We start from the raw sequence: 24,863 nt of genomic DNA, 5'->3' as shown, positions 1-24,863 counted from the left end.
TGGCTTGGTATCTTTTCGCGCCAGCCAACCTGCACGCTGGGACCCATCATGTCTTTTCAGAAACTCGACGAACTCGGCCACAAGCTCGAAGCGCTGGAGCACGCGCTGGCCATCCTCGGCGCCGACGAGGCGACGCACATGGCCGTCGGCGGCGGCGAGAAGCGCGCCGAGGCGATGTCTTCACTTGCCGGCATGCTGCATCGCCAGGCGACCGCTCCCGGGATCGGCGACTGGATCGCGGCCGCCGAAGTCGAGCCGCTTAGCGAGGAGCAGCAGGCGGCGGTCAGGGAACTCAAACAGCAATACACCAACCTCACCTGCCTGCCGGTCGAATTCGTCGAGCGGCAGACGGTGGCGCGCATGCGTTCCGAGCAGCTCTGGCGCGACCTGCGCGCCAAGAACGACTGGGCGGGCTTCCTGCCGGCGCTGGAAGGCGTCGTCACCCTGGTGCGCGAGGAAGCGGCCTTGCGCGCCGAGGCACTCGGCCTCGCCCCCTATGACGCCCTGATGGAGCAGTATGATCCCGGCAACCGCGCCGCCGACATCACGCCGGTGTTCACCGAGCTGAAGGGCTTTCTCAAGGATTTCCTGCCGCACGCGCTGGCGGTGCAGGATGAGCGGCTGGCGAAGCATCCCCTGAAGCCGCTCTCCGGCAGTTATGCTATCGATCGCCAGCGCGAGCTTGGCCTTGCGATGATGGCGGCCGTCGGCTTCGACCTCACCCATGGCTCGCTCTCGGTGTCGCATCATCCCTTCTGCGGTGGCGTGCCGACGGATGTGCGCATCACCACCCGCTACAAGACCTCCGATTTCCTGTCGGCGCTGATGGGCGTGCTGCACGAGACCGGCCATGCGCTCTACGAGCAGAACCTGCCGAAAGCCTGGTCGCACTGGCCGCTCGGCAAGGCGCGCGGCATGGCCGTGCATGAGAGCCAGAGCCTGTTCGTCGAAAAGCAGATCGGCCGTAATCCCGCCTTCTGGCGCTGGGCGCTGCCGGTGGTCGAAAAGCATCTCGGCGAAGCCTGGTCGCTCGACGACATCCTGCCGCATGTCCACCAGGTGCAACGCGGCTTGATCCGCGTCGACGCCGACGAGGTCACCTATCCGCTGCATGTCATCCTGCGCTACGAGCTCGAGCAGGAGCTTGTCTCCGGCAGGCTGGAAGTCGTCGACCTGCCGGAGGCCTGGGATGCCAAGATGCGCGACTATCTTGGGCTGTCGACCATCGACAACCCGGCTGACGGGCCGATGCAGGACGTACATTGGCCGGGCGCCACCTTTGGCTATTTCCCGTCCTACACGCTGGGCGCCCTGATGGCGGCGCAGCAATGGGCGGCCTTGACCCGGGAACATCCGTCCGCCGACGAGGATCTCGCCAAGGGCGACTTCAGCGCCGTCAACGACTGGCGCCGCAAGAAGATCTGGTCGCAGGGCTCGCGCTGGTCGACGCCGGAATTGCTGGAGCGCGCCACCGGTGAGAAGCTCAACGCGGCGTACTTCACGGAGCACTTGCGCAAGCGATATGGCAGCTGACACGGCCGATGAATGTCGTTGAGCCAGATGACCAAACATGGGCGGCTGGGCTTTACTTTGGCGGGAAAGACACTGACAAAGAGCCTCTTTGCGTCAATGGGCTTGGATTGTTGGTGGGTAACAGTCTTCGCGGGGTCGGGCCTTTCCGCTGCCTCCTCCTCATTTTGGTCTTGCTGGCCGACCTGACCTCGCCTGCCGGCGCGGACGAGAGCGTCCGCACGAGACCGGCGGCGGACTGGATCAAGACGGTTGATATCCCGGCCGCCGATCCTGCGCGCGCCGACCGGATCAAGAACGGCATTTTATGGCTGCTGGCGGACGAGCAGATAATCCATCGCGATCACGGCTACGACGACTATTCGCGCTCGGTGTACAAAATAGTCGACCGCCCCGGCCTGGAGCGGGGCGCCGGCATCGACCTGCAGTTCGATCCCTCGCGCCACAAGGTCACGTTCAATCATCTGCACATCATCCGCGACGGCCAGGTGCTGGACCGGCTGGCCGAAGTCAAGTTCGACATTTTCCGGCAGGAGAAGGATGCCGAAAAAGGCGTCTACGACGGCTGGCTGACCGCTCACGTCAACATCGATGATGTGCGCGTCGGTGATATCATCGATTTTGGCGAGACCTATGAGACCACGCCGCTGATCGGCAAGGATCTGTTCTTCAGTACTTTCTCGACCGAATGGGACGAGCCGGTCGGGTTGATCCGCACCAGTGTCACCTGGCCGGCTGCGCAGCCGCTGGCCATCAAGCCGCGTGGCACAAAGATCCAACCCGTCGTCACCGCCTCAGGGTCGGACACCGTCTATCTCTGGGAGATCGCCAATCCAAAACCGATCAAGGTCGAGGAGAACCTACCGGCGGAGTTTCCTGCATGGGGATCGATTGACGTCTCCTCGACCGCCAGCTGGCAGAGCGTGGCCGGCGCCGTCCAGCCCTACTACAAGCCGGCAACCGCCTTTCCGGCCGCTTTCGCGGCCAAGCTGGATGAGATCGCGGCCAAGTATCCGCAGCCCGGCGATCGCATGATCCAGGCGATGCGCCTCGTCCAGGACGAGATCCGCTATGTCAGCCTGTCGATGGGCTCCGGCTCCTACATTCCGCGCGACCCGGCGACGGTCATCCAGAGCGGGTTCGGCGATTGCAAGGATAAGGCCCTGCTGCTGGCTTCGGCACTTCAGCGGCTGGGCATCTCGGCGCAGGTGGCGTTGGCCGATCTCGACAAGGGCCGGGCGCTGGACCAGCATCTGCCGGCAATTCGCGCTTTCGACCATGCCATCGTCAAGGCAACAATCGGCGCAAGGACTTACTGGATCGACGCCACTAACTATCTGCAAGGCGGCGATGCCAGTGATTTCTGGCAACCGGACTACGGCTTTGCCTTGCCGCTGTTCGGCAACGGTCAATTGGAGAAGATGCCCAGTCCGCAGTTGACCAGCCCGTCGGTCAAGGTCGCCGAGGACTTTTCCTTTCCCGACAAGCCCGACGGCCATCTGACGCTGTCCGTGCTTTCGACCTATGCCGGCGCCGACGCCGACGACATGCGCAGCAGTCTCGCCAGTCGGTCGCTAAGCGACCTGTCGGACTCGTACCTTAAATATTACAGCAAGCGTTATCCTGGCATCGAAAGCGCGGCCAAGCTGGAGATCTTCGACAATCGAGACGGCAACATCATCAATGTGCGGGAGAGCTACCAGTTGCCGGCGCAGGAGCTTGCGGCCAACGACCTCGCCAAGAATTTTCCGATCAAGGCGGCCGCTCTCGGCACCGACCTGCCGACGCCGACAATGGTGGACCGCGCCGGCCCGATCGCGCTGGGGGCGCCAATCTACCGCAGCCACGCCATAACAGTAAGCAATCTGAAGGCAAGGTTTTCCGGCGAGGACATGAAGAATGTCGTGACGCCCTATCTCTCGCTGAGATCGTCGTGGAGCAATACGCCGACCACCTTCGAGGTGAAGTGGGACTTCCGCACGCTGGCGACGCAGGTTCCGGCCAATGCGATCGGCGACTATTTGAAGTCGGTCAAGGACGTCGGCGATAACATCGACTGGTCCTTCAACTTTGCCTATCAGGATGCGCCAGAAGATCTCGCGCCCGTCGCCGCCCCTGACAGATCCAAACAGCAGGTCATCAGCGGGTTGCTGCTGGTCACGGTTTTTGTAGGCATACCGCTTTTCATGGCCTTCCGTCGGTGGTAGCCGCGCGGCGCGATGGGTTGCGTGCCCGGGGGTAAGGCCCTTGAGGTATTGTCACTCAGCCGCGCCCTTGAAGGCGCCGGCTCCTGTCTCGAACTGCAGCTTGGCCAGCCGCGCGTAAATGCCGCCCTTGGCGACCAGGCTTTGGTGGGTGCCCTCCTCGACGATGCGGCCGCCCTCCATGACGAGGATACGGTCGGCCTTCAACACGGTCGCCAGCCGGTGGGCGATGACGATCGTGGTGCGGCCGCGCATCAGCCTCTCCAGCGCCGTTTGCACCAGCGTCTCGCTCTCGGCATCGAGCGCCGAGGTCGCTTCGTCGAGCAGAAGGATCGGCGCATCGCGCAGGATGGCGCGGGCAATCGCGACGCGCTGGCGCTGGCCGCCGGACAGCGTCACGCCGCGCTCCCCGACCTGGCTGTCATAGCCCTTGTCGAGCTTGGCGATGAATTCGTCGGCAAGAGCCGCCTTGGCCGCCGCCTCGATCTCGGCCTGGCTGGCTCCTTGCCGGCCGAAGCCGATATTGTCGCGAACGCTGGCCGCGAAGATGGTGACGTCTTGCGGCACGATTGCGATGCGTTGGCGGACCGCGGCCGGATCGGCCTCGCGCACGTCGACCCCATCGATGACGATGCGCCCGGTCTCGGGATCGTAGAAGCGCAGGATCAGAGAGAAGACCGTGCTCTTGCCCGCGCCGGAAGGCCCGACGATCGCCACCGTCTCGCCGGGCTTCACCTGGAAGCTCAGGTCATGCACCGCGGCGCGGTCAGGGCGCGCCGGGTATGAGAAGGAGACATCGTCGAAGCTGATCGCGCCTTTCGCCTTGGCGGGCAGCGGCTGGGGATCGGCGGGCGAGTGGATGGCCGGCTCCTCGGCCAGGATCTCGGTCAGCCGCTCGGCGGCGCCTGCCGCCTGCGACAGCTCGCTCCAGACCTCCGACAGCGCGCCGAGCGCGCCGGCGGCAAACACCGAATAGAGCAGGAACTGGCCGAGCGTGCCCGGCGACAGCGTGCCGGCAAGCACGTCGCGCGAGCCGAACCACAACACCGCCACCACCGAGGAAAAAATCATGAAGATGGCGAAGAAAGTAAGGAAGGAGCGCGCGAACACCGAGGCGCGCGCCGCCTCGAAGGCAGCGTCGACGGCGCCCGAGAAGTGGCTGGTGACCAGCTTCTCGTTGGTGAAGGCCTGCAGCGTGCGCACCGCGCCGATCTGCTCGCTGGCATAGGCGGTGGCCGCCGCCAGCGTGTCTTGCGCCATCCGCGATTTGCGCCGCACCGAGCGGCCGAAGGCAACTAGCGGCAACACGATCAGCGGGATGGCCACCAGCACGAGGCCGGAGAGTTTCGGGCTGGTGACGACCATCATCGCCACCGCGCCGAGACCGAGGATGACGTTGCGCAGGGCAACGGAAGCGGTAGCGCCGACCGCCGATTTCACCTGCGTGGTGTCGGCGGCGAGCCGCGACACGATCTCGCCGGAATGCGCCTTGTCGAAGAACGCCGGCGACAGCGTCGTGACATGCGAGAAGACGGCGCGGCGTATGTCGGCCACGACCCGCTCGCCAAGCGTGATGACGAAATAGTAGCGGCTGGCCGAGGCGGCCGCCAAGAGTGCCGCCATCGCCACGAGGGCGGCGAAATACTCGGCAATGAAAGTGGAGCCCGATGCCTGAAAACCATGATCGATCATGCGCCGCACGGCCATCGGCAAGGCGAGCGTGGTCACCGCCGCCACGATCAGCGAGACGATCGCGCCGATGGCAAGCTTGCGGTAGTGGGTGACATAGGGAAAAAGGCTGCGGAGCGGCCGGACCGAGCGCCTGCGCCCGTCTCCACTGACACCGATATCCGCCATGAGCGTTTCCTCTGGCCGCTTGCCGGCGCGGCACTTCAATATGCGCCTGCCGCGGCCTTGTGATTCAATTCCGGCTGATGTATAGGCTCGCCGACCGTTTTAGAAGCCGTGGCTTTTCATTAGCTGCGGCTTCGAGTTTTAAAAAGGGGCGCATCGACGCAGGCCATAGGCCCGTCACCAGCGCCGGCAAGCCAGGAAAACGACAATGAAGGCCGATATCCATCCCGACTACCACACCATCAAGGTCGTCATGACCGATGGCACCGAGTACCAGACCCGTTCGACCTGGGGCAAGGAAGGCGACACGATGAACCTCGACATCGACCCGACCACGCACCCGGCCTGGACCGGCGGCCAGCAGACCCTGCTCGACCGCGGCGGCCGCCTGTCGAAGTTCAAGAAGCGTTTTGAAGGTTTCGGCCTCTAAGCCTTTCTCCGCTTTGTCGCAGATCAAAAACCCGCCTTCGAGGCGGGTTTTTTGTTGGCTACAGTCCCCTTCTCCCCGTCACTATACGGGGAGAAGGTGCCGGCAGGCGGATGAGGGGCAGCGCCAGCCTCTGGGATTGGCCGGCCGAAATCCGGTGACGGTGCAAAAACGAATTCGGTGACAGTCCATAAGGCGCCTAATGTCATAAGCTCGCGCCGCCCCTCACCTGCCTGCCGGCATCCTCTCCCCGTATAGTGACGGGGAGAGGGGTGCTCTCGCTGGCGATTTCGCCAATCGCCAATGCTGCGGAAAGCCAAGGCTGTCCCTACCCACCCACCAGTTCCCTCAGCGCCATGCGCTTGTAAGCCGCAACCAGCCTGTCGCCCTCCGCCCGATCGACGGAGATCGCCAACCGCATGGCGGCCTCGCCCATCTGCCAGACGAGGAAAGCCGTGGTCTCCAGTTCTATCGGATCGGCATCGGGTCTGAGCCGCTTCAGCACCGCGACCAGGAATTCGGCATTGGCCCGGCTGTCGGCCAGTTCCAGTTCGCGCAGCGCCTTGTCGGCCTGCGTGCCCGACCAGATGTCGCGCATCACCGGCTCGGCCAGGAACAGCCGGTGGTAGATATCGACCAGTTCCGAAAAAGCCCGCTTGAGGTCGTCCTTGTCGCCGACGCCCTTCAGCGCCGCCGCGATGCAGGCCTGGCTTTCGGCGGTGTAGCGCTCGGCCAGCGCCCAGACGATCGCCCGCTTGTCCGGAAAGAACTGGTAGAGCGATCCGATCGAAACCCCTGCCCGTTCCGCCACTTCACCCATGCGCATGGCGTCGCTGCCTTGCTCGGCAATCAGCGTCGATGCGGCGGCAAGCATGCGCTCGACGCGCTCGCGGCTGCGCTGCTGGCTTGGCGACCTGCGCGGTGAAGCGATGGCGACCTGCTCAGGCCTCGCGGCGGCTTTCTCTTCCATGGCTCTCTCCGGGCATTTCGCGAAACTGGCTTGACTCGCAAAATACGAGGGTTTATCACGTTTTGCAAATGTGAGGATTTCTCACATTTCTCAGGATCGAACGGAACCCGGTGTCTGGAGTGATTGAAATGATGAAACTTCTTCCCGCCCTCACCTTCATCGCCGCGATCGGCTCTGGCGTCGTCGGCGGCGTCTTCTTCGCTTTCTCGAACTTCGTCATGGCGGCGCTTGCCCGGCTGCCCGTCCCAAACGGTATCGCCGCGATGAATTCGATCAACGTCACGGTGATCACTCCGACCTTCATGACGGCGCTGTTCGGCACCGGGCTCATCTGCCTCGTGCTCATTGCTGCCGCTCTCTTCGGCTGGAGCCAGCCGGGCTCATACTGGTTGCTTGCCGGCGCCGTGATCTATCTGGTCGGCAACCCGATCGTCACCATGGTCTTCAACGTGCCGCTCAACGACGCGCTGGCCGCCGTCGATCCGGCGAGCGCCAGCGGCGCCGCCGTGTGGGCGAACCATCTGAGCGAATGGGTGATGTGGAACCACATCCGCACCATCACCGCCATCGTGGCGATGGCCTGCTTCATCATGGCGATTATTTGAGGATCAGCGGCCCGAGAATGCAAAGGACCCCGCCTCAGGGGAGATCCTTCCTGTGAGACTTTCGGTCGGCGTGGCCGAGATCGCGGTCCGGGTCGATGACGTCGCGGACCAGCTGCTTCAATTTCGCTGCATCCGGAAAACCGCCGTCACGCTTGCGGTCCCAGATCAGTATGTCATTGCAGGAAATGGTGAAGATGCCGCCGGTGCCCGGGATCAGCACCACCTCGCCGAGATCGGTGCCGAAGGTCGAGAGCAATTCCTGCGCCATCCAGCCTGCGCGCAACAGCCACAGGCATTGCGTGCAGTAAGTGATGCGAACGCTGTGCAGCGGCTTCTCACTGATGCCGGATTGGGCTTGGGCTCCGCTCATATCCCTAGCCGATCATGCCGCGCTGAGTTTGGCCATCGTCTCGTCGTCGACCTCGAAATTGGCGTAGACGCTCTGCACGTCGTCATCGTCCTCGAGGGTGGCGACCAGCTTCATCAGCGACTGCGCCCGCTCTTCGTCGACCGGGACGTTGTTCTGCGGCTGCCAGATCGGCTTCACCGATTCCGCCTCGCCGAGCGCCGCTTCGAGCGACTTCGACACGTCGCCGAGATTTTCGAAGCTGCAATAGATGGTATGGCCATTTTCGTCCGACTCCACGTCGTCCGCGCCGGCCTCGATCGCGGCTTCCATCACCTTGTCGGCGCTGCCGGCGGAAGCCGGATAGTAGATCTCGCCGACGCGGTTCCACATGAACGACACCGAGCCGGTTTCGCCGAGCGCGCCGCCGGCCTTGGTGAAGGCGGCACGCACATTGGAGGCCGAGCGGTTGCGGTTGTCGGTCAGCGCCTCGACGATCAGCGCGACACCGCCGGGACCATAGCCCTCGTAGCGCACCGCTTCGTAGTTTTCGCCGTCACCCGCGGACGCCTTGTTGATGGCGCGCTGGATGTTGTCCTTCGGCATCGACACCGCCTTGGCGTTCTGCACGGCAAGGCGCAGCCTGGGGTTCATCGCCGGGTCCGGCGTGCCGGTCTTTGCGGCGACGGTGATTTCGCGCGCCAGCTTGGAAAACATTTTTGACCGCACCGCGTCCTGGCGGCCCTTGCGGTGCATGATGTTCTTGAACTGCGAATGGCCAGCCATGGCACCCCTGTCGTCTTCGGCTAGAGCATTTTTCGACCAGGCGGATTAACCCGGCATCGGCAAAATGCTCGAATTCAAATTTTCAGAACGCTCCGGGCATGCCTGCGAAGGCACGCGGCGCTCTATGTCGGAATGGCCGGCTTATAGATAAATCGGCTCAATTCGTCCAGCCGCGCCGTCGCCATGGCGCTGAAGACGCCCGTCACCCCTCCAGATCTGACTTGAGCCGGTCGAGGATGCTGATGGCGTGGCCGGCATACTGGCTGATCCAGCGATCGTGGATCTGCCTGATCGGCAGCGCGTTGAGATGGTTCCAGCGCTCGCGCCCCTCGCGCCTTGCCACCACCAGATCCGCCTCCTCCAGCACTTTCAGATGCATCATCACCGTGCACCGGTCCATGTCCGGGAAGGCCTCGCAAAGCGCGCCGGTGGTCTGCGGCTGATCCTTCAGCCGATCCAGCAATTCGCGCCGGCGCTGATGCGCCAAGGCCTTGAAAACATGGTCGTCCGCGGTTTGACTTGACATGTTATGTTTCTATAACATATCGTTTCGGACGGCAAGGAAGGAGCTGTGGATATGTCTCTTGGATTCAGGATTTCCGGACGCATCGGCAAACCGGTAGCCGAGGTCTTCGACGCCGTCGTCAATCCGACGAAGCTCAGCGGCTATTTCACCACCATCGGCGGCGCTTCCGCTCCGCTGGTCGCCGGCACCACCGTCACCTGGTGGAAGACCGTGCCTGTCGAAGTCGACGAAGTGACGCAGGACAAGCGCATCGTGCTGCGCTGGGACGCCACCGACGCCGACGGCAGACCGGCCTACAAGACCCGCATCGAGATGAATTTCGAGCCGCTGGACGATGGCGGCACTTTCGTCACCATCGCCGAGCAAGGCTGGCATGTAGGCGAGGTCGGGCTGAAGAAGTCCTACCTCAACTGCGAGGGCTGGTCGCAGATGCTGGCCTGCATGAAGGCCTATCTCGAATACGGCATCAACCTGCGCGACGGCTACTACCGCAGCGAGCTGCGCGGCGAACCGGCCAACGAAAGCAACGTCTGAGCGCCGCTATGTTCAGGCTCGGCATTTCAAGCAGGGGAGCTGCCGATGGAGAACGTCACGCCATTCCTGATGTTCGAGGGCAAGGCCGAGGAGGCCATGACCCTCTATTGCCAGACCATTCCCGATAGCCGCGTCATCGCCGCCACGCGCTACGGCTCGGGCGAAGACGGGCCGGAAGGATCGCTCAAGCTGGCACGCGCCGTGATCGGCGGCGTGGAGGTCAAGATCTACAACAGTCCCGTGCGTCACGCCTTCACCTTCACGCCGTCCTTCTCGTTCTTTGTCGACTGCTCGTCCGAAGAGGAACTGGAGCGGATCGTCGACATTCTTTCGAAGGACGGCGGGTTCCTGATGCCGACCGGCAACTACGGCTTCAGCCGGCGATTCGCCTGGCTCAACGACCGCTTCGGCGTCTGCTGGCAGATCAACCTGCCGTGACGGCATCGAACGCAATCAAGGGGTCGGCAATGGACACAGAGATCACCGGCGGCATCAACATCGCCATGAAGGTGCCGTCGCACCAATACGAGGCAACGATCGCCTTCTATCGCGATGTTGTGGGGCTGAAGCCGTTTACGGCCAAGGCGCCGGCGATCGGTTTCGAGCTTGGTCCCAATCGCCTCTGGATCGACGAGGCGCCGATGATGAGCCAGGCCGAAATCTGGCTGGAGCTTTTCACGCCGGACTCCAAGAGCGCGGCCTCCTATCTTGCCCATGCCGGTGTCGTGCGCTGCGACGCGATCGAGCCTTTGGGCGAGGGTTTTCGCGGCGGCTGGATCACCAATCCGGCCAACATCATTCACCTCGTGCGGGAGCCGGATGCTTGGTGATCGTGCCGGGAAAGGAGAATTGCATGGAGCTCAAGGAATCTCCCACCGCCGAAGCGGGCATGCTGATCCGCCGACCCGTCGCCGAGGTCTTCGAGGCGATCGTTGATCCAAGCGTCACCACGAAATTCTGGTTCACGCATTCCAGCGGCCGGCTGGATGAAGGCAAGCCGGTCGAGTGGGAGTGGCGCATGTATGGCGTCTCGACCAGGGTCGAGGTCAGCGAGATCGTCGCCAACGAGAGAATCGTCATGCAATGGGGCGATCCGCCGACCACCGTCGTCTGGTCGTTCACCGAGATGCCGGATGACACGACCTTCCTCGAAGTCCGCAATTTCGGCTTCGCCGGTTCCGGCGACGAACAGGTCAACCAGGCGGTCGGCTCGACCGGCGGCTTCTCGCTGGTGCTCGCCGGCGCCAAGGCATGGCTGGAACAAGGCCTGACGCTGGGCCTGATCGGCGACCGTCACCCCAAGGGCATTTCGGCCGAGGCTGTAAGCGACTAGGCCACCAACTCAGACGGTGTTAGCGTTGGCATGCTTTGGCGATTAGACGAAACGCCTATCGCTTCGTCATTCTATGGCGGAGCAAGGAGCGTAGCGACGCGGCGCAGACCATCGAACCCACGCCGTGACCTTAAGGCGTTGCAACGTTGCAGAATTTTGTTTCGCTGCATTCTTCGGCGCGGGCAACGGCATGGAAGGTGTCCCAGACTCAATGCCCGCCGCCTGACCCCCGCTTCCTGCGATGCCGCGCCAGCATGTTGAGGCCTTCCACCAGGGCGGAAAAACCCATGGCCGCGTAGATGTAGCCCTTGGGCACGTGATAACCCATGCCGTCGGCGATCAGCGTCATGCCGATCATCAACAGGAAGCCCAGCGCCAGCATGACGATGCTTGGGTTCCTGGCGATGAAATTGGCGAGCGGTGTCGCCGCCAGCATCATCACGCTCACCGCCACGATGACGGCGATGTACATGATGGTGATCTCGTCGGTCATGCCGACGGCGGTGATGATGGAATCGATCGAGAAGACGAGGTCGAGCAGCAGGATCTGGAAGATCGCCCCGGCAAGGCTCATCTGCAGCGTGCCGCCCACGATTGAATCCTGGTGGTCCTGCGGGTCGACCGTGTGATGGATTTCCTTGGTCGCTTTCCAGACCAGGAACAGGCCGCCGGCGATCAGGATCAGGTCGCGCCAGGAAAAGCCGTGGCCGAGCGCGGTGAAAACCGGCGTCGTCAGCTGCACGATGATCGAGATGGTGGCGAGCAGGACGAGGCGCATGATCAGCGCGGCCGAGATGCCCAGCCGGCGTGCGCGGGCCCGCTGCGCCTCCGGCAATTTGTTGGTCAGGATCGAGATGAAGATCAGATTGTCGATGCCGAGCACGATCTCGAGCACCACCAAGGTCAAAAGCGCGACCCACGCGGTTGGATCGGAAACAAAGGCAAAATGCGGCGCCAGGAATTCGACAAGCTGCATGGAGGTCGTCCCCTCTACGATCTAGAGCAGTGTTGCCGGCAATTAGGTACTCCGCACGCCTATATCAATGTCACGACCAGAAAGATGGCGCCGTTTCTTCCAGCCGCGGCCCGCGACGAAACGGCGCGATCTTCTCGGCCAGCCCGGTGCGGTCTGAGATAGTGACGCCGACGCCGCACAAGGTCGCCGGACCGTTCGCCGCCTCGAAACGGCCCTTCGGCACCTTCGACAGGAAGCGGTTGAGAGGCTCTTCCTTGTCCATGCCAAGCGAGGAATCATAGTCGCCGCACATGCCGGCATCCGAAATATAGGCGGTGCCGCCGTTGAGGATCTGGTGGTCGGCGGTCGGCTGGTGCGTGTGCGTGCCGACGACCAGGCTGGCGCGGCCGTCGACGAAATGCGCGAAGCACATTTTTTCCGAGGTCGCCTCGGCGTGGAAATCGATCACCGCCGCGTCGGCCTGCTCGCCGAGCGGGCAGGCCGAAAGCTCCCGCTCGCCGGCCTGGAACGGGTCGTCGAGCTCGGGGTGCATGAAGACGCGGCCCATGATGTTGGCGACCAGCACGCGCGCGCCATTGCGGGCGATGTAGACGCCCGAGCCGCGCCCCGGCGTGCCCTTGGGAAAATTGGAAGGCCGCAGGAAGCGCTCCTCGCGCGGCGCGAAGATCAGTGCGTCGCGCTGGTCCCAGACATGGTTGCCGGTGGTGACGACGTCCGCGCCCGCCGCGATCGTCTCGCGAAAGATTTCCTCTGTGATGCCGAAGCCGCCGGCGGCGTTCTCGCCATTGACGATGACGAAGTCGAGCTTGAAGTCGGAAATCAGCCCCGGCAGTTGTTCCCACACCGCCGTGCGTCCCGTCTTGCCCACCATGTCGCCGAGAAAGAGAAGTCTCATACGATCCCGCGCTGAAAGTCCGCCAAGCAATAGCTGCATGACTTTCCGCAAAAGATCATGCGTTTCTCAGTCGCTTTCTACAATTGCGGCGTGAAGCGGCGCAACCCGCTCTCGGTCAGTATTTCCGGAATGATGACGTCATGGTTCTCGTTCGGCACCAGCGGCACTTCCTGGCAGTCGAAGGCAATGCCGACCAGCCTTGGCGTGATGCCCTTGTCGGCAAGCTTGGCGATCGCCCGATCGTAATAGCCGGCGCCGTAGCCGATGCGGTGGCCGCGCGCGTCGAAGGCGGCGAGCGGCACCAGCATGAGTGTGGGGTCGAGCTCTTCCGCCTCCTCATGCGGCCCGACCGTGCCGAAGCCCATCTCGACCATCGGCGCGCCGCGCACCAGCTCGCGGAACACGATCGTGGTCTTGTCGAGGATCGCCGGCAGGCAGAGCCTGGCGCCCTTCTCGCGCAGCGCGAACATCAGCGGCCGCACATCGACCTCCGAGCGCATCGGCCAGAAGCCGGAGACGATCCGGCCCGGCTCGAAGTCGATTTTTTCCTTCGCGGTCTCGGCCATCTCGAGCGCGATTTCCACGCGCCAGAATTCGTCGAGCGCATCGCGGCGCGCCAGCGCTTCCTTGCGAAGCTGTTTTTTCAGGTCTTTTGAAGGGGTCATGCGCAGACGCTAGGAAAGGCCGGGACTCGACGGCGTTGCAGGAACGACGTTTTCTAGCGCATGTCTCGCAAAAACGGGAGAGTGGCGATCCACACGACCGGTGGAGAGGTCGATCCCGGGTGCCTACAAAGTAGGTGGGCGCCGTGTGAGAAAACCCACGGGTCTTCCCAGGGACAGCTCCCTAAGGATCGATAAGGCCCCGGGGATAAGTTTCTCCTGCCGGGAAGCGCAGACCGCCAAGAGCAAATATAGGCCGATGGTTAGCCGAGCGCCAGAGAAACAGACATTGCGGTCGACGTTATTCGCACCCTCGACATCCCGGTCTTGCGCGCATGCGCGTGGCTCCTTACGGTCCGGCCGCACGGACAGGAGAAAAGATGCGTTTCGAAGGCACCTCGGCTTATGTCGCCGACAAGGATCTGATGGTCGCGGTCAACGCCGCGATAGCGCTGGAACGGCCGCTGCTGGTCAAGGGCGAGCCCGGCACCGGCAAGACCGAGCTTGCCCGCCAGGTGGCCTCGGCACTCGGGCTGGAGTTCATCGAATGGAACGTCAAGTCGACCACCAGGGCGCAGCAGGGCCTGTACGAATATGACGCCGTCTCGCGGCTGCGCGACAGCCAGCTCGGCGACGAGCGCTTCAACGACATCAAGAACTACATCAAGCGCGGCAAGCTGTGGGATGCGTTCGCCGCCGGCAAGAAGGTCGTGCTGCTGATCGACGAGATCGACAAGGCCGACATCGAATTCCCCAACGACCTCCTGCAGGAGCTCGACCGCATGGAGTTCTTCGTCTACGAGACCGGCGAGACGATCCGCGCCGAGTTCAGGCCGATCGTCATCATCACCTCGAACAACGAGAAGGAATTGCCGGACGCCTTCCTGCGCCGCTGCTTCTTCCACTATATCCGCTTCCCCGACATCGACACATTGCACCGCATCGTCGATGTGCACTATCCCGGCATCAAGCAGAACCTTGTGCGGGCTGCGCTCACCCAATTCTACGAGATCCGCGACGTGCCCGGGCTGAAGAAGAAGCCGTCGACCTCCGAAGCGCTCGACTGGATCCGCCTGCTGGTCGCCGACGACATCGCGCCGGAGGATCTGCGCGCCGATTCGAAGAATATGCTGCCGAAGCTGCATGGCGCGCTGTTGAAGAACGAGCAGGACGTGCACCTGTTCGAGCGGTTGGCGTTCATGGCGAGACGGCAACAATAATGCATGTCGCCCAGAAGTGTGGGGCGGTTCTGGGACAACGACATGCACAAAACGAGGAGCAAAAGCGCGTCGTGCGACGCGCTTTAAGCCCGCAGCAATAGCGCTTTCCCCGGTTGTGGACCGTTGCCGGTGAGCGGCCGCTGCCGCAGCTTCGCGACAAAGTATTGGAGGAAACGAAATGTCCGAGATCATCGTCCGCCCGCTCGCGCAGTCCGATCACGCCGACTGGCGCCGGCTGTGGACCGCCTATCTGACCTTCTACGAGACGAAGCTGCCGGAAGAGGTCTACGCGATTACCTGGAAGCGGCTGTTCACGCACGGCGAGTTCGAACCAAAGGGTTTCATCGCCATGCTCGACGGCAAGGCCGTCGGCCTCACCCACTATCTCTACCACCGCTCCGGCTGGTCGGAAAAAAACAACTGCTACCTGCAGGACCTGTTCGCCGACCCTGACGTGCGCGGCAAGGGCATCGGCGCGGCGCTCATCAAAGCCGTGCAGAACGAAGCCGGCAAGATCGGCGTCAAGAACGTCTACTGGATGACGCACGAGACCAACGCCACGGCGCGCAGGCTCTATGATCGCGTCGCGCGACGCACGGGCTTCATCGAGTACGATCTGCTATAAGGGCCGATGTTCATCCCCTTCTTCCTCGAGCTGAAAGCCGCGCGGGTTCCTGTTTCTCTCAGGGAATACCTGTCGCTGCTGGAAGGGCTGGAGGCCGGGCTCGTCGACTATGATGTCGAGGGTTTTTACTACCTCGCGCGCTCGGCCCTGGTGAAGGACGAGCGTCATATCGACCGCTTCGACCAGGTGTTCGCGCATGTCTTCAAGGGCGTCGAGGCGCTCGGCGGACCGGACGCCGTCGATGTCGCCAACATCCCCGAGGAGTGGCTGCGCCGTCTCGCCGAAAAACACCTGACGGAGGAAGAGAAGAAGCTGGTCGAGGCTCTCGGCGGTTTCGACAAGCTGATGGAGACGCTGAAGCAGCGGCTGGAAGAGCAGAAGGGCCGCCACCAGGGCGGTTCGAAATGGATCGGCACCGGCGGCACCTCGCCCTTCGGCGCCTATGGCTACAACCCGGAAGGCGTGCGCATCGGCCAGCACGAAAGCCGGCATCGCCGCGCGGTGAAGGTCTGGGACAAGCGCGAGTTCAGGAACTTCGACGACATGGTCGAGCTCGGCACCCGCAACATCAAGGTGGCGTTGAAGCGGCTGCGCCGATGGGTGCGCGAGGGCGCCGATGAAGAGTTCGACCTGCCCGGCACCATCCACGCGACCGCCGAGCACGGCTATCTCGACGTGAAAACCCGGCCCGAGCGGCGCAATGCCGTAAAATTGCTGATGTTTTTCGATGTCGGCGGCTCGATGGACGACCACATCCGCAGCGTCGAGGAGCTGTTCTCGGCTGCCCGCGCCGAGTTCCGCCAGCTCGAATATTTCTACTTCCACAACTGCCTCTACGAGCGCGTCTGGAAGGACAATCGCCGCCGCCTCGCCGAGACGATCCCGACCTTCGACCTCATCCACAAATACGGACCTGACTACAAGGTGATCGTCGTCGGCGACGCCTCGATGAGCCCTTACGAGATCGCGCATCCCGGCGGCTCGGTCGAGCACTGGAACCCGGAAGCCGGCAGCGTCTGGCTCGGGCGGCTGTTGCAGCAATGGCCGAACGCGGTGTGGCTCAACCCGGAAAGCGAGAAGAACTGGCGCTACACCCACTCGATCGCCATGATCGGCGACATCTTCGGCGGCCGCATGTTCCCGCTGACGCTGGCCGGGCTCGAAGCAGCGACCCGACAGTTGTCGCGCAAACATTAGTTCCCCAGTAAAGGGATTTTTGACCGGTCGGTGGCAAGCCTTGGGATTGGCCGAAACGCCCATCGCGATCGTCATTCTAGGGCGGAGCGGGAAGCGAAGCGTACCGCGTAGACCCTAGAATCCATTCCGTTACCTTGATCGAAGGCGCTGCGGAGCAGAATTCTGCACCACAGCAACGCTTCGAAGTCACGGCATGGATTCTATGGTCTGCGCCGCGTCGCTTCGCTCCTTGCTCCGCCATAGAATGACGACGTTGGGGAGGCTTCAACCAATCCCCGGCGTTTGTGCTGACTTCACGGAAATGAACGGAAAATCTTGCGCCAAGACAAACGTCAACCTTTCCCTGTGTCGGGTAACTAGCCTACTTCCGCTGGGCAGGCCTGTAACAAACGCCTATCTTCATGCGAATATCGGCTGCAACCAACAACAAGCCGCCAAGGCCGAGGAGATTTCATGGATACCCACACCTACCCCGTTACCCGTACCGACGCCGAATGGCGCGCCCGGCTGACGCCGGAGCAATATGCCGTCATGCGCAATCACGGCACCGAGCGCCCCGGCAGCTGCGCCCTGCTCTACGAGAAGCGCGCCGGCACTTTCTACTGCGTCGGCTGCGACCAGCCGCTGTTCGAATCCAAGCTGAAGTTCGAGAGCGGCACCGGCTGGCCGAGCTTCAACGACCCGGTTCCGGGCTCGATCGAGACCACCGTCGACCGCGGTTACGGCATGGTGCGCACCGAATGTCACTGCTCGCGTTGCGGCAGCCATCTCGGCCATGTCTTCGAGGACGGCCCGCCGCCGACCGGCTTGCGCTATTGCATCAATGGTGTGGCGCTGCGTTTCGAGCCGTCGGCCTGACCGGTTCCTCGTTCAATTTTGCAAGGGCGGCTTCGGCCGCCCTTTTTTCATGCCGGCTCAAACGACGACCGTGGCGATCAACCAGAGCGCCGAACCCAGCATCATCAGCTGCGCCTTGAACCCGCCAACCTTCTCCGCCCTACGCCAGACGGCGATCGTGAGGAAGATGTTGTAGGGCACGGGCAGCACATGCACCGCCAGCACCAGCCAGAGCGGCAGCTTCAATCCGAGCAGTATCAGCGCCAGCGCCGACGAGGCGATGTTCAGGACAGTGCCGACGAGCAGCATATCGCGCCAGAACAACAGGTCGAGCGCAATCTCACTGCGCCAGCGCGCGCGCAAGAAGCCGCTTTCATGGCCGCTGTTCCCGGGAAGAGAGCTGTCCATCAATCGTGCCTCACCAAGCCGATCGCCAAAGTTTCAGAACCGTCGACGAAGCGAGGAAATCGAACGCCAAGGGTGCAGAAATCGGCCGCAAAACCGTGTACGATCACAGCCTGTGATCCGCATCGTATTCTGTCTTTTGCATGGCAAACACGGGAGGGGTTCGAAATGGCCGATCACGCGTACAACGTCCTCTTTCTCTGCAACGCCAACTCGGCCCGCTCGATCATGGGTGAAGCGATCCTGAACCGGATCGGTGCCGGACGCTTCAAGGCTTATTCCGCCGGCGCGAACCCCAAGGGCACCGTCAACCCCTATGCGCTGCAGCTCCTGGAAAGCCTGAATTACGATACCTCCTTCGCCCGCTCGAAGAGTTGGGACGAGTTTTCCGGACCGGGCGCGCCGGAGATGGATTTCATCTTCACGCTTTGCGACAGCACGGCCAATGAAAGCTGTCCGGTCTGGGTCGGTCATCCGATGACCGCGCTCTGGGCGGTGCCGGATCCTGCCAAAGCCGGCGGTACCGATGCCGAGCGGCATCTTGCCTTCGCCGATGCCTATCGCATGATGAGCAATCGCATTGGCCTGTTCACCAATCTGCCGATAAACGCGCTCGATCACATGGCGCTGCAGCGGCATCTGGATGAGATCGGTCACGATCAGGCGCGAGCAAACTGAAATGGCGACGCTGGGGGCGACGCGGCGTTGATCTTTACGGCCGGGCTTCGCCCAGCACCGCAAGAACGGCTTCCTCGAAGCGCGAGCATTCCGTCACCAGCCAGTCAGCCATGGCCGGCCAATTGTCCTCGGCAAAGCAGTTGACCCGCCACTGCGAATTGATGCCGAGATTCTGTGCGCTCTGTTCGGGCCTGAGCTTCAGCCGTTCCTCGATCGCCGGCTGGAACGGTTTTAGCCGCGCCCAGACGTCCGTGGCGCCAAGCTTCTCGTTGCGGCCGAAGAAGACGCCGACGACATTCTCGCTGGGCGCGACATACATGGAAAGCACCAGCCCGAACTCTGACAGCCCGCGCTGCCAGAACCAGGGCCCGCGCCGCGCCAGCCGGGCCCTTTCTTGCGGGTGCCGCTCGGCGAACAGCGCCCAGAAGCCGCGATGGCGGAACTCGGAAGCGCGGCGACCGCCGAAGTCGAACTCATTCATGGCCGGCCTCGGCCATGCGGCTTACGCCATGCCGAGCGCGGCCTTGTAGAGGTCGAGGATGGACTCCTCCTCCTGGCGCTCGGCCTGGTCCTTCTTGCGCAACCGCACGATGGTGCGGATTGCCTTGGTGTCGAAGCCGGTGCCCTTGGCTTCGGCATAGACATCCTTGATGTCGTCGGAGATCGTCTTCTTCTCTTCCTCGAGCCGCTCGATGCGCTCGATGATGGTGCGCAGCTGGCCGGCGGCTACAGTCTGGCTGGTCTCGGTGATTTCGTCGGCCATTTTTCTCTCCGCGTCTTCTGGAGCCATGGCGATTCCCGCCACGGCAAATTGGAGCGGGTTCCCTGCCCGAGCCGGCGCGGCGGGTCAAGACACTAATCGAGCGGTTGTGGACGGCTGCTGCCAGCCGTCCATTGGGCTTTCGATGTAACCGTCACTTGAAGGCGATCAGCAGGTCCTTGGCATCGATCTGGTCGCCGGCCTTGACCAGCACTTCGGCGATCTCGCCGTCGCGTTCGGCGTGCAGCGCGGTTTCCATCTTCATCGCTTCGATGGACAAGAGCACGTCGCCCGCCTTGACCGCCTGTCCGGGCGCCACGGCAAGCGCCGACACCACGCCGGGCATCGGTGCGCCGACATGGCCCTCATTGCCGGGCTCGGCCTTGCGGCGTGCCTTGGCGGCGGAAGCGCCATGCGCCCTGTCCGGCACCTTGACGCGGCGCGGCTGGCCGTTGAGCTCGAAGAACACGGTGACCATGCCCTTGTCGTCGACATCGCCGAACGCCTGGCAGCGCACCACCAGCGTCTTGCCCTTCTCGATGTCGAGGAAGATCTCGTCTTCCGGCTTCATGCCGTAAAAATAGGTCGGCGTCGGCAGCACGCTTACCGGACCGTAGGTCTCCTGCGCGGCGGCAAAGTCGGTGAACACCTTTGGATACATCAGCCACGAGGCGAATTCGTACTCCGAGAGCTTGCGGTCGAGCTTGCCCTCGATGTCCTTGCGGCTCGCCTTGAGATCGGCTGCTTTCAGCAGCGAGCCGGGCCGCACGGTGATCGGCTTGTCGCCTTTCAATGCCTTCTTCTGCAGCGCCGATGGCCAGCCGCCGGGCGACTGGCCGAGATCGCCGCGCAGCATCGAGATGACCGAATCCGGGAAGGCGATGTCCTTGGACGGGTTCTCGACATCGGCCACGGTGAGATCCTGGCTCACCATCATCAGCGCCATGTCGCCGACGACCTTGGACGACGGCGTCACCTTGACAATGTCGCCGAACATCAGGTTGACGTCATGGTAGGCCTGCGCCACCTCGTGCCAGCGCGTCTCGAGGCCGAGCGAGCGCGCCTGCTCCTTGAGATTGGTGAACTGACCGCCGGGCATCTCGTGCAGGTAGACCTCCGAGGCTGGTCCCTTGAGGTCGCTTTCGAAGGCGGCGTACTGGTTGCGCACCGCCTCCCAGTAGAACGAGATGCGGCGGATCCATTGCGGATCGAGGCCGGGATCGCGCTCGGTGCCCTTCAGCGCCTCGACGATCGATCCCAGGCAGGGCTGCGAGGTGTTGCCGGAGAAGGAATCCATCGCCGCGTCGATGGCGTCGGCGCCGCTCTCCACCGCCGCCAGCACCGTCGCCGCCGAGAGGCCCGACGTATCGTGCGTGTGGAAATGGATCGGCAGGTCGGTCGCCTCGCGCAGCGCCTTGAACAGCACCCGCGCCGCCGCCGGCTTCAGCAGGCCGGCCATGTCCTTGACGGCGATGATATGCGCGCCGGCCGCTTCCAGCTCCTTCGCCAGCCCGACATAATATTTGAGGTCGTACTTGGCGCGCGCCGGATCGAGAATGTCGCCGGTGTAGCACATCGCCGCTTCGACCAGCTTGCCCTCGGCGCCGACCGCATCCATGGCGACGCGCATGTTCTCGACCCAGTTCAGGCAGTCGAAGACGCGGAACAGGTCGACGCCGCCGCTGGCCGCTTGGCGGACGAAGTGCTGCACGACATTGTCGGGATAGTTGGTGTAGCCGACGCCGTTGGCGCCGCGCAAAAGCATCTGCAGCAGAAGGTTGGGCGCCGCCTCGCGCACCCGCGCCAGCCGCTCCCACGGATCCTCGGTGAGGAAGCGCATCGCGACGTCGAAGGTGGCGCCGCCCCAGCATTCCAGCGACAGGAGGCGCGGCAGGGCGCGCGCATAGGTGCCGGCGATGCCGACGATGTCATACGTGCGCATGCGCGTGGCGAGCAGCGACTGGTGGCCGTCGCGCATGGTCGTGTCGGTGACCAGCACCTGGCGCTGTTCGCGCATCCAAGTCGCGAATTTCTCCGGGCCCAGCGCGTCGAGCCTCTGCTTGCTGCCATCCGGGATATGCCCGTTGAGATAGGGCACGACAGGAGCCGCCGCATTGGCCTTCGGCCTCGGCCGGCCGCGCGTCTCGGGGTGGCCGTTGACGCTGACGTCGGCGAGGTAGTTGAGCAGCTTGGTGGCGCGGTCCTGCCGCTTCACCTGCTCGAACAGTTCAGGCGTCGTGTCGATGAACCTGGTGGTGTAGGAATTGTCGGCAAAGCGCGGGTGATTGATGATCGCTTCGAGGAAGGTGAGGTTGGTCGCCACGCCACGGATGCGGAACTCGCGCAGCGCCCTGTTCATGCGCGAAATCGCCTCGCCTGGTGTCGGCGCCCAGGCCGTCACCTTTTCGAGCAGCGGGTCATAGAAGCGGGTGATGACCGCACCCGAATAAGCGGTGCCGCCGTCGAGGCGAATGCCGAAGCCGGCCGCCTCGCGATAGGCGGTGATGCGGCCGTAATCCGGGATGAAATTATGCTCCGGATCCTCGGTGGTGATGCGGCACTGGAGCGCATGGCCGTTGAGCCTGATGTCCTTCTGCGCCGGCACGCCCGATTCCTTCGTGCCGATGGCGAAGCCATCGAGGATATGGATCTGCGCCTTGACGATGTCGATGCCAGTCACCTGCTCGGTGACGGTGTGCTCGACCTGGATGCGCGGATTGACCTCGATGAAATAGAACTTGCCGGTGTCGGCGTCCTGCAGGAACTCGACCGTGCCGGCGCCGATATAGCTGGTCTCGCGCGCGATCTTGAGCGCATAGCCGCAAAGCTCCTGGCGCAGCGCCTCGCTCAGATACGGCGCCGGCGCGCGCTCGACCACCTTCTGGTTGCGGCGCTGGATCGAGCAGTCGCGTTCGTAAAGATGCACGGCATTGCCGTGGGTGTCGCCCAACACCTGCACCTCGACATGGCGGGCGCGCTCGATCAGCTTTTCGAGATAGACCTCGTCCTTGCCGAAGGCGGCCTTGGCTTCGCGCTTGCCCTCCATGACCTCGCGCGCCAGGTCGGCCTCCGCGCGGATGGCGCGCATGCCGCGGCCGCCGCCGCCCCATGAGGCCTTGAGCATCACCGGATAGCCGATTTGCGCGGCGAGTTTCTTCACCTCGTCCATGTCGTCCGGCAGCGGATCGGTCGCCGGCACGACCGGCACGCCGACCTCGATGGCCAGGTTGCGCGCGGCCACCTTGTTGCCCAGCCTGCGCATCGTTTCCGGCTTCGGGCCGATGAAGGTGATGCCGGCCCCGGCGCAGGCCTCGGCGAATTCCGGGCTTTCCGACAGCAGGCCATAGCCGGGATGGATGGCGTCGGCGCCTGACAGCCTGGCGACCCGGATCACCTCCTCGATCGACAGATAGCTCTCGATCGGGCCCATGTCCTTGGCAAGATGCGGACCGCGCCCGACCTGGTAGCTCTCGTCGGCCTTGAAGCGGTGCAGCGAATATTTGTCCTCTTCCGCCCAGATCGCCACGGTTTTGAGGCCGAGCTCATTGGCCGCGCGGAACACGCGGATGGCGATTTCGGACCGGTTGGCGACGAGGATCTTCGTGATTGCCAAGGACTGGGGCTCCAGCAGCGGAAGGAATTGGACCGGCGCAATGATTAGCGTGAAAATGCTGCAGTGCAAACGAATTTGCACGACATCTAAAACGGTTTAAATCGTTTGTTTGCGGCAAACGGATCGCCGCGGTCGCCCCGAAGCTCTGCGGCAGGGTGGTGGAGGCGTCTTCGCGGGCTCGGCGTGGAGCTTTGCGGTGTGCCACGGTCCCGCAAAGAAAAATGCCCGGCGCACGCGCCGGGCATCCGTTGCAAGTCGGCTTGAGTTTGCCGGCTTATTTTTCGAAGTAGCTGTACTTGCCGTCGTCGCCCTTCTTCCATTCGTACACGACGTAGTCCGGACGGGTGATGTCGCCCTTGGCGTCGTAGCCGATGTCGCCGATGGCCGTCTTCCAGGTGTTGGCCTTGATCGTCTCCGCAACCTTCTGCGCGTCGTCAGCCGAGCCGGTCTTGGCGATGGCCTGGGCGATGATCTGCACGGCGGCATAGGAGTAGAGCGTGTAGGCTTCCGGCTCGAAGCCCGCGGCACGGAACTTCTCCACCACTTCCTTGGCGGCCGGATTCTTGCGCGGATCCGGAGCGAAGGTGTTGAGCGTGCCGGCAACCGCGTCGCCGGCGATCGAGGCCAGTTCGTTGGAGACGATGCCGTCGCCCGAGAACAGCGGCGCCTTCAGGCCCTGGTCGGCCGACTGACGGATGATCAGGCCGGCTTCGGTGTGCAGACCGCCCCAGTAGATCAGCGTGACGCCGTTTTCCTTCATCTTGGCGATGAGGGCCGAGAAGTCCTTGTCGCCGACGTTCACGCCTTCATACATCACTTCCTTGGTGCCGTTGGCGTTCAGGTTCTTCTTGGTCTCGTCCGCGAGGCCCTGGCCGTAAGGCGTCTTGTCGTGGATGATGGCGATCTTGGCGTCCTTGAAGTTCTTGGCGATGTAGTCGCCGGCCACCTTGCCCTGCTGGTCGTCACGGCCGCAGGTACGGAAGGTGTTCCACAGGCCACGCTCGGTGAGCTTCGGATTGGTCGCGGCCGGCGTCATAACAAGGATGCCATTCTCGGCGTAGACTTCCGACGCGGGGATGGTCACGCCCGAATTGAAGTGGCCGTCGACGAACTTGACGCCGTCGGCGACGAACTTGTTGGCAACCGAAATGCCCTGCTTGGGGTCGGAGACGTCGTCGCCGATCTCGAGCTTGAGCTGCTGGCCGTTGATGCCGCCCGCCGCGTTGATGTCGGCGACCGCCTGTTCCGCGCCCTTCTGCAGCTGCGCGCCGAAGGCGGCGTTCGGGCCAGTGATCGGACCGGCGACGCCGATCAGGATGTCGGCCCACGCGCTGCCGCTGAACGCGATGAACGCGGTCAGCGCCACGGCGGACAAGAGTGATTTTTTCATTGAAACGCTCCCATTTACGGAGTGGGCGTGGATGATACTTTCATGCGATGCCCACCCTTATCGCAGAAAGCATAGAATGCCGATTTTCAGGCACTTGTCACGCCGATTCATCGCTGAAACGACGTTAATCATGAACCTCAGGCTTTCGGTTTCCAGCTCAATAAGGAAGCTCTTTCGTAGAGCCAATTATACTGTGTGACCATCTGGTTGGTGCGCGTGTATTGATAGCCGAGGAAGCCCAATACCATCAGCACGATGGTGTCGACGACATAGTAGTGCAGCGAGAACATCGTGCCTTCGAACAGCGCATGGTGGATGAACCTCACCCCGATGCCGAGGCCGAGCATGTACAGGAACAGCCGAACGTGAGTGCCCCAAGTCTGGGCCACGGCTTTGCCCGTCATCCATGCGGCCCCGCCGCCGAGCAGCCCGGTGACGAAGAGAAAATGCCAGATCGAGGCTTCTTCGTAGATGATACCCTGCATGATGA

General features: G+C 63.2%; 27 protein-coding genes and 1 other RNA gene. 13 read left to right on the top strand and 15 right to left on the bottom strand.

What is annotated here, in order from left to right; genetic code table 11:
- Window positions 1-48 precede the first annotated feature (48 nt).
- Window positions 49-1,533, top strand: coding sequence for a carboxypeptidase M32 (locus F3H96_RS10245; protein WP_149791815.1), 1,485 nt, complete (start codon window positions 49-51; stop codon window positions 1,531-1,533).
- 170 nt (window positions 1,534-1,703) lie between these two features.
- Window positions 1,704-3,737, top strand: a complete 2,034-nt coding sequence (locus F3H96_RS10240) for a DUF3857 domain-containing transglutaminase family protein (RefSeq protein WP_188131345.1) — start codon at window positions 1,704-1,706, stop codon at window positions 3,735-3,737.
- A gap of 51 nt (window positions 3,738-3,788) precedes the next feature.
- Here F3H96_RS10240 and F3H96_RS10235 read toward each other — a convergent pair whose 3' ends face one another.
- Window positions 3,789-5,591, bottom strand: a complete 1,803-nt coding sequence (locus F3H96_RS10235) for an ABC transporter transmembrane domain-containing protein (protein ID WP_149791813.1) — start codon at window positions 5,589-5,591, stop codon at window positions 3,789-3,791.
- 205 nt (window positions 5,592-5,796) lie between these two features.
- Here F3H96_RS10235 and rpmE point away from each other — a divergent pair, with 205 nt between their 5' ends.
- Window positions 5,797-6,018, top strand: a complete 222-nt coding sequence (gene rpmE, locus F3H96_RS10230; protein WP_027166741.1) for a 50S ribosomal protein L31 — start codon at window positions 5,797-5,799, stop codon at window positions 6,016-6,018.
- A 325-nt stretch (window positions 6,019-6,343) separates the two neighbouring features.
- Here the strand turns inward: rpmE and F3H96_RS10220 are convergent, their stop codons facing one another.
- Window positions 6,344-6,985, bottom strand: coding sequence for a TetR/AcrR family transcriptional regulator (locus F3H96_RS10220; protein ID WP_149791811.1), 642 nt, complete (start codon window positions 6,983-6,985; stop codon window positions 6,344-6,346).
- Between the two features lie 128 nt (window positions 6,986-7,113).
- Between F3H96_RS10220 and F3H96_RS10215 the strand changes: the two genes are divergently transcribed.
- Entirely contained in the window at window positions 7,114-7,590 is a 477-nt protein-coding gene (locus F3H96_RS10215) for a DUF1772 domain-containing protein (protein WP_149791810.1), read from the top strand.
- A gap of 34 nt (window positions 7,591-7,624) precedes the next feature.
- Here the strand turns inward: F3H96_RS10215 and F3H96_RS10210 are convergent, their stop codons facing one another.
- The 3 genes from F3H96_RS10210 to F3H96_RS10200 form a co-directional block, all read right to left on the bottom strand.
- Window positions 7,625-7,960, bottom strand: coding sequence for a SelT/SelW/SelH family protein (locus F3H96_RS10210; RefSeq protein ID WP_149791809.1), 336 nt, complete (start codon window positions 7,958-7,960; stop codon window positions 7,625-7,627).
- Between the two features lie 12 nt (window positions 7,961-7,972).
- Window positions 7,973-8,722, bottom strand: coding sequence for a YebC/PmpR family DNA-binding transcriptional regulator (locus tag F3H96_RS10205; protein ID WP_149791808.1), 750 nt, complete (start codon window positions 8,720-8,722; stop codon window positions 7,973-7,975).
- Window positions 8,723-8,924: 202 nt separating this feature from the next.
- The gene (locus F3H96_RS10200; RefSeq protein ID WP_149791807.1) at window positions 8,925-9,248 is read right to left on the bottom strand and encodes a helix-turn-helix domain-containing protein; all 324 of its coding nucleotides are present in this window, start codon (window positions 9,246-9,248) and stop codon (window positions 8,925-8,927) included.
- Between the two features lie 51 nt (window positions 9,249-9,299).
- On the opposite strand from F3H96_RS10200, the gene F3H96_RS10195 reads away from it, so the two are divergent.
- Genes F3H96_RS10195 through F3H96_RS10180 form a run of 4 tightly spaced genes read left to right on the top strand, consistent with a single transcriptional unit; the run spans window position 9,300 to window position 11,115 of the window.
- The gene (locus tag F3H96_RS10195) at window positions 9,300-9,782 is read left to right on the top strand and encodes an SRPBCC domain-containing protein (RefSeq protein WP_149791806.1); all 483 of its coding nucleotides are present in this window, start codon (window positions 9,300-9,302) and stop codon (window positions 9,780-9,782) included.
- Window positions 9,783-9,827: 45 nt separating this feature from the next.
- Entirely contained in the window at window positions 9,828-10,220 is a 393-nt protein-coding gene (locus F3H96_RS10190; RefSeq protein WP_149791805.1) for a VOC family protein, read from the top strand.
- A 29-nt stretch (window positions 10,221-10,249) separates the two neighbouring features.
- Window positions 10,250-10,612, top strand: coding sequence for a hypothetical protein (locus F3H96_RS10185; RefSeq protein WP_149791804.1), 363 nt, complete (start codon window positions 10,250-10,252; stop codon window positions 10,610-10,612).
- Window positions 10,613-10,635: 23 nt separating this feature from the next.
- Window positions 10,636-11,115 carry an SRPBCC family protein gene (locus tag F3H96_RS10180; RefSeq protein ID WP_149791803.1) on the top strand — a complete coding sequence of 160 codons (480 nt, stop codon included), beginning with the start codon at window positions 10,636-10,638 and terminating at the stop codon, window positions 11,113-11,115.
- Window positions 11,116-11,323: 208 nt separating this feature from the next.
- Here the strand turns inward: F3H96_RS10180 and F3H96_RS10175 are convergent, their stop codons facing one another.
- The 4 genes from F3H96_RS10175 to ssrS form a co-directional block, all read right to left on the bottom strand.
- The gene (locus F3H96_RS10175) at window positions 11,324-12,091 is read right to left on the bottom strand and encodes a TerC family protein (protein WP_149791802.1); all 768 of its coding nucleotides are present in this window, start codon (window positions 12,089-12,091) and stop codon (window positions 11,324-11,326) included.
- Between the two features lie 70 nt (window positions 12,092-12,161).
- Window positions 12,162-12,986: a YmdB family metallophosphoesterase gene (locus F3H96_RS10170; protein ID WP_149791801.1), complete on the bottom strand. Its 825-nt coding sequence runs from the start codon at window positions 12,984-12,986 to the stop codon at window positions 12,162-12,164.
- Window positions 12,987-13,063: 77 nt separating this feature from the next.
- On the bottom strand, window positions 13,064-13,651 hold the full coding sequence (locus F3H96_RS10165; protein WP_149791800.1) for a 5-formyltetrahydrofolate cyclo-ligase: 588 nt from the start codon (window positions 13,649-13,651) through the stop codon (window positions 13,064-13,066).
- A gap of 82 nt (window positions 13,652-13,733) precedes the next feature.
- Window positions 13,734-13,889: non-coding RNA, 6S RNA (gene ssrS, locus F3H96_RS10160), on the bottom strand.
- 139 nt (window positions 13,890-14,028) lie between these two features.
- Between ssrS and F3H96_RS10155 the strand changes: the two genes are divergently transcribed.
- From F3H96_RS10155 to msrB, 4 genes are all read left to right on the top strand, one after another.
- Entirely contained in the window at window positions 14,029-14,868 is an 840-nt protein-coding gene (locus F3H96_RS10155; protein WP_149791799.1) for a MoxR family ATPase, read from the top strand.
- A 178-nt stretch (window positions 14,869-15,046) separates the two neighbouring features.
- A complete protein-coding gene (locus tag F3H96_RS10150) occupies window positions 15,047-15,493 on the top strand; it encodes a GNAT family N-acetyltransferase (RefSeq protein ID WP_149791798.1) in 447 nt (148 codons plus the stop codon).
- 6 nt (window positions 15,494-15,499) lie between these two features.
- On the top strand, window positions 15,500-16,690 hold the full coding sequence (locus tag F3H96_RS10145) for a VWA domain-containing protein (protein WP_149791797.1): 1,191 nt from the start codon (window positions 15,500-15,502) through the stop codon (window positions 16,688-16,690).
- 453 nt (window positions 16,691-17,143) lie between these two features.
- Window positions 17,144-17,548: a peptide-methionine (R)-S-oxide reductase MsrB gene (gene msrB / locus F3H96_RS10140; protein ID WP_149791796.1), complete on the top strand. Its 405-nt coding sequence runs from the start codon at window positions 17,144-17,146 to the stop codon at window positions 17,546-17,548.
- Window positions 17,549-17,605: 57 nt separating this feature from the next.
- On the opposite strand, the gene F3H96_RS10135 is transcribed toward msrB, so the two are convergent.
- On the bottom strand, window positions 17,606-17,935 hold the full coding sequence (locus F3H96_RS10135) for a hypothetical protein (protein ID WP_149791795.1): 330 nt from the start codon (window positions 17,933-17,935) through the stop codon (window positions 17,606-17,608).
- Between the two features lie 165 nt (window positions 17,936-18,100).
- Between F3H96_RS10135 and F3H96_RS10130 the strand changes: the two genes are divergently transcribed.
- Window positions 18,101-18,610 carry an arsenate reductase ArsC gene (locus F3H96_RS10130; protein ID WP_149791933.1) on the top strand — a complete coding sequence of 170 codons (510 nt, stop codon included), beginning with the start codon at window positions 18,101-18,103 and terminating at the stop codon, window positions 18,608-18,610.
- Window positions 18,611-18,644: 34 nt separating this feature from the next.
- Here F3H96_RS10130 and F3H96_RS10125 read toward each other — a convergent pair whose 3' ends face one another.
- The 5 genes from F3H96_RS10125 to F3H96_RS10105 form a co-directional block, all read right to left on the bottom strand.
- Window positions 18,645-19,091, bottom strand: a complete 447-nt coding sequence (locus F3H96_RS10125; protein ID WP_149791794.1) for a hypothetical protein — start codon at window positions 19,089-19,091, stop codon at window positions 18,645-18,647.
- A 21-nt stretch (window positions 19,092-19,112) separates the two neighbouring features.
- Entirely contained in the window at window positions 19,113-19,373 is a 261-nt protein-coding gene (locus F3H96_RS10120) for a DUF2312 domain-containing protein (protein WP_095767239.1), read from the bottom strand.
- A 151-nt stretch (window positions 19,374-19,524) separates the two neighbouring features.
- A complete protein-coding gene (gene pyc / locus F3H96_RS10115; protein WP_149791793.1) occupies window positions 19,525-22,983 on the bottom strand; it encodes a pyruvate carboxylase in 3,459 nt (1,152 codons plus the stop codon).
- 274 nt (window positions 22,984-23,257) lie between these two features.
- A complete protein-coding gene (locus F3H96_RS10110) occupies window positions 23,258-24,373 on the bottom strand; it encodes a branched-chain amino acid ABC transporter substrate-binding protein (RefSeq protein ID WP_149791792.1) in 1,116 nt (371 codons plus the stop codon).
- 137 nt (window positions 24,374-24,510) lie between these two features.
- Window positions 24,511-24,858 carry a DUF6867 family protein gene (locus F3H96_RS10105; protein ID WP_149791791.1) on the bottom strand — a complete coding sequence of 116 codons (348 nt, stop codon included), beginning with the start codon at window positions 24,856-24,858 and terminating at the stop codon, window positions 24,511-24,513.
- Window positions 24,859-24,863 lie beyond the last annotated feature (5 nt).

It is taken from the genome of Mesorhizobium sp. NFR06, assembly GCF_900115245.1.
Taxonomy (GTDB): Bacteria; Pseudomonadota; Alphaproteobacteria; order Rhizobiales; family Rhizobiaceae; genus Mesorhizobium.
The sequence above is the reverse complement of the archived record's forward strand: the minus strand, read 5'-3'. Positions and strand labels throughout refer to the sequence as shown.